This window comes from Pedobacter xixiisoli, assembly GCF_900215335.1.
Lineage (GTDB): Bacteria > Bacteroidota > Bacteroidia > Sphingobacteriales > Sphingobacteriaceae > Pedobacter > Pedobacter xixiisoli.
The window spans coordinates 1-2,778 of the sequence record NZ_OCMT01000007.1; the positions used below are offsets into that span (position 1 = coordinate 1).

A 2,778-nucleotide genomic window follows, 5' to 3' on the forward strand; every position below is an offset into this window, starting at 1 on the left:
CGGCAAGAATTAAAGAGAACTGCGATGGCGAGTATAGCCACGCAAAGGAGAATACTCCTTTGAGAACAAAATAATTTCATAGGTTTATAGTTTGGCTATTAGAAAGTTAGGAACGAAAAATTCCCCCTCTGGTTTAAGTGTTCTGAAAGATCACTTAAATCTTCTTTATAAACCAAGGTCTCCAGACCGAAATATAGCTCCTGCTTGTTTTTGCTAATTATTTCCTAACTTCTACTATTACCAGACGAAGTCTTCGGTTTCATCGTTAGATTTAAGTCCCCCTGCGGAAGACTTAAACCAGTTGGGGCTCATTTTGAAAGTTATCTTTGTAATTTTTTACTATATAAATATCCGTTTTGTAATAATAAGGTTTTCCATTGTCTGACATAGTGTCTATTCTTGAAAACTGTTCTAGTTTCTCAAACTGCAAAGGCTTTTGCTCACAGGCCATAAACAGGCTCAAGAACATCAAAACAAATACATTTCTTTTCATGGTCATTTAAAATTTAGTACCTACCACCAATACCGCTTTTAATTACAACTTTGTTTACAAATGGTTTATAGTTTCTAGTATGCTGCAACAACCACCAAGCAGCAAAGCGAACCTCAATCTTCCCTTATCATTGGCTGTGCTTCCACAGTTTCTCTTCCTTTGAATTTCATTTTTCCAGACCATTTCCCTCCACCCCAGTCATATATATATATCATGTCGTTTATGAAGGTATAATTGTCAAAATCTTTTGGATTTTTTTTGAGATTCTCAACGTTGGTCGCATACGAGTGTTTATAAAGAACTATTTTATAACCAGCATATCTTCCCAAATCCTCTGCCCTGTTCTTATATGCAAAGCTATCTACAGTTCTCTCATTCTGGAGATTATCCTTGTAGTTTTTGACTATATAAATATCCTTTTTATAATAATAAGGTTTTCCATTGTCTGGAATTGTATCAATCTTTGAGAATTGTTCGAGTTTCTCAAACTCCAATGACTTTTGCTCACAAGCGAAAATGAACAAGACTAAAATAAGTATACCTATATTTTTTTTCATAATTATTGTTTTTTAATATCTACCCCCAATGCTACTTTTGATTACAACTTTTGTTACAAACGGCTTATATCCTCTGGTATGTTGCAACAGCCCCCCTCTGGTTTAAGTGTTCTGAAAGATCACTTAAATCTAGCTTAAAAACCAAGGTCTCCAGACCGGAATATAACTAGCTACAAAACTTCGATACCACTTTGTTTATGGATAAAGTTTTCGTCTCTAATTTTAGATTTGAGTGACCGCTAAGCGAACACTTAAACCAGTTAGCGAACCTCAATCTTCCCTTATCATTGGCTGTGCTTCCACAGTTTCTCTTCCTTTGAATTTCATTTTTCCAGACCATTTTCCGCCACCCCAACTATATATATATATCATATCATTTATGAATGTATAATTATCAAAATCTTTGGGATTCTTTTTTAAATTATCTATGTTCGTTTCGCTTGAGTTTTTATACATTTCTATATTGTAACTCGAATAATCACCTAGATCTTTTGCTCTATTTTTATAGGCAAAACTGTCAACAGTCCGCTCATTTTGAAAGTTATCTTTGTATTTTTTTACTATATAAATATCCGTTTTGTAATAATAAGGTTTTCCATTGTCTGACATAGTGTCTATTCTTGAAAACTGTTCTAGTTTCTCAAACTGCAAAGGCTTTTGCTCACAGGCCATAAACAGGCTCAAGAACATCAAAACAAATACATTTCTTTTCATGGTCATTTAAAATTTAGTACCTACCACCAATACCGCTTTTAATTACAACTTTGGTTACAAATGGTTTATAGTTTCTAGTATGCTGCAACAACCACCAAGCAGCAAAGCCAGGATGGCTAGCCTGATAATGTAATGCATCATGTTTGTCTAACCCAAAATTATCATAAATTGTTACCTCTACATCTGCGTACCATAACACACCACCTTCTTTTCTAAAGTTAAGCAACTTTATTTCGTGCTCTTCCGTGTCGTTAATGGCTATCTGTAAACCTGAAAATTTATTCCAAGCACTATTAAATATTGGTCTATAATCATTTGTTTCTAATTTAATTACTTGATTAATATCTCCATTTACCAAGGTTAGTCTTTCACCCAATTTTGCTCCAAATGTTTTTAAAAAATTCTGATACTGCACCGATTGTTTAACTTGTGCGGTAAGTGTAGCATTTTCAAAAATTCCGCCTATGTTATTATGAAATCTATTGGCCATTTGCTCGGTTACGTTACGCATCTCGGGGCTCAAAACAGATGTTTGCCATAATAGTGATCTCATAGAGTTAAATAACGTTTGGTCATTCATACTTAACATAAAAGCGTAGATACCCGAAGTATTCCCGTTTGTTCCATATTGCAAATCTTCTGGGTTATTACCATGCCTTTTTTGAGCACTACCAATTACTCTATTTTGGTTTTGTGGCGCCCCCACGAGTACTTCGTTAATTGTTATACCATTGTTTATTAATGGTTCTTCTGTAATATTAGCAGGAGGATTATTTATCCCAGAAAATTCATTAGCATCAAAAAAGATATGATAGTCAAACCCAGTATTGAGCCTTAAATACCCTACTGCCCATTTGGCAAATGCAATATTGTCTTCTGATATAGGGTATGAACCAAGATAATTGTCAATTGCTCCCACTATATCCTGACGGCTTTCTAAAAATAATGCTTCTTGCTGGCTAAGATTTAACTTCTGTGCTATTGAAAGTACACCTATAGAAATGTCGAGTCCCT

4 protein-coding genes are annotated in these 2,778 nt (G+C 34.4%); all 4 read right to left on the bottom strand.

Translation table 11 applies throughout. The features are described 5' to 3' along the window. Positions 1-292 precede the first annotated feature (292 nt). Positions 293-493 carry a hypothetical protein gene (locus CRO54_RS20970; protein WP_138765877.1) on the bottom strand — a complete coding sequence of 67 codons (201 nt, stop codon included), beginning with the start codon at positions 491-493 and terminating at the stop codon, positions 293-295. Between the two features lie 113 nt (positions 494-606). After that, a complete protein-coding gene (locus tag CRO54_RS20975; protein WP_097134073.1) occupies positions 607-1,050 on the bottom strand; it encodes a hypothetical protein in 444 nt (147 codons plus the stop codon). A 270-nt stretch (positions 1,051-1,320) separates the two neighbouring features. Continuing rightward, positions 1,321-1,764 (bottom strand): hypothetical protein, encoded by a 444-nt coding sequence (locus tag CRO54_RS20980; protein WP_138765878.1) that lies wholly within the window; start codon positions 1,762-1,764, stop codon positions 1,321-1,323. A gap of 13 nt (positions 1,765-1,777) precedes the next feature. Further along, a partial coding sequence (locus CRO54_RS20985) for a DUF3289 family protein (RefSeq protein ID WP_101749392.1) occupies positions 1,778-2,778 on the bottom strand: 1,001 nt, incomplete at its 5' end.

What these genes read in the sequence shown, in the direction of transcription:
- CRO54_RS20980 (WP_138765878.1), bottom strand. Translation starts at nt 1,764, where the DNA reads ATGAAAAGAAATGTATTTGTTTTGATGTTCTTGAGCCTGTTTATGGCC.
- CRO54_RS20970 (WP_138765877.1), bottom strand. Translation starts at nt 493, where the DNA reads ATGAAAAGAAATGTATTTGTTTTGATGTTCTTGAGCCTGTTTATGGCC.
- CRO54_RS20975 (WP_097134073.1), bottom strand. Translation starts at nt 1,050, where the DNA reads ATGAAAAAAAATATAGGTATACTTATTTTAGTCTTGTTCATTTTCGCT.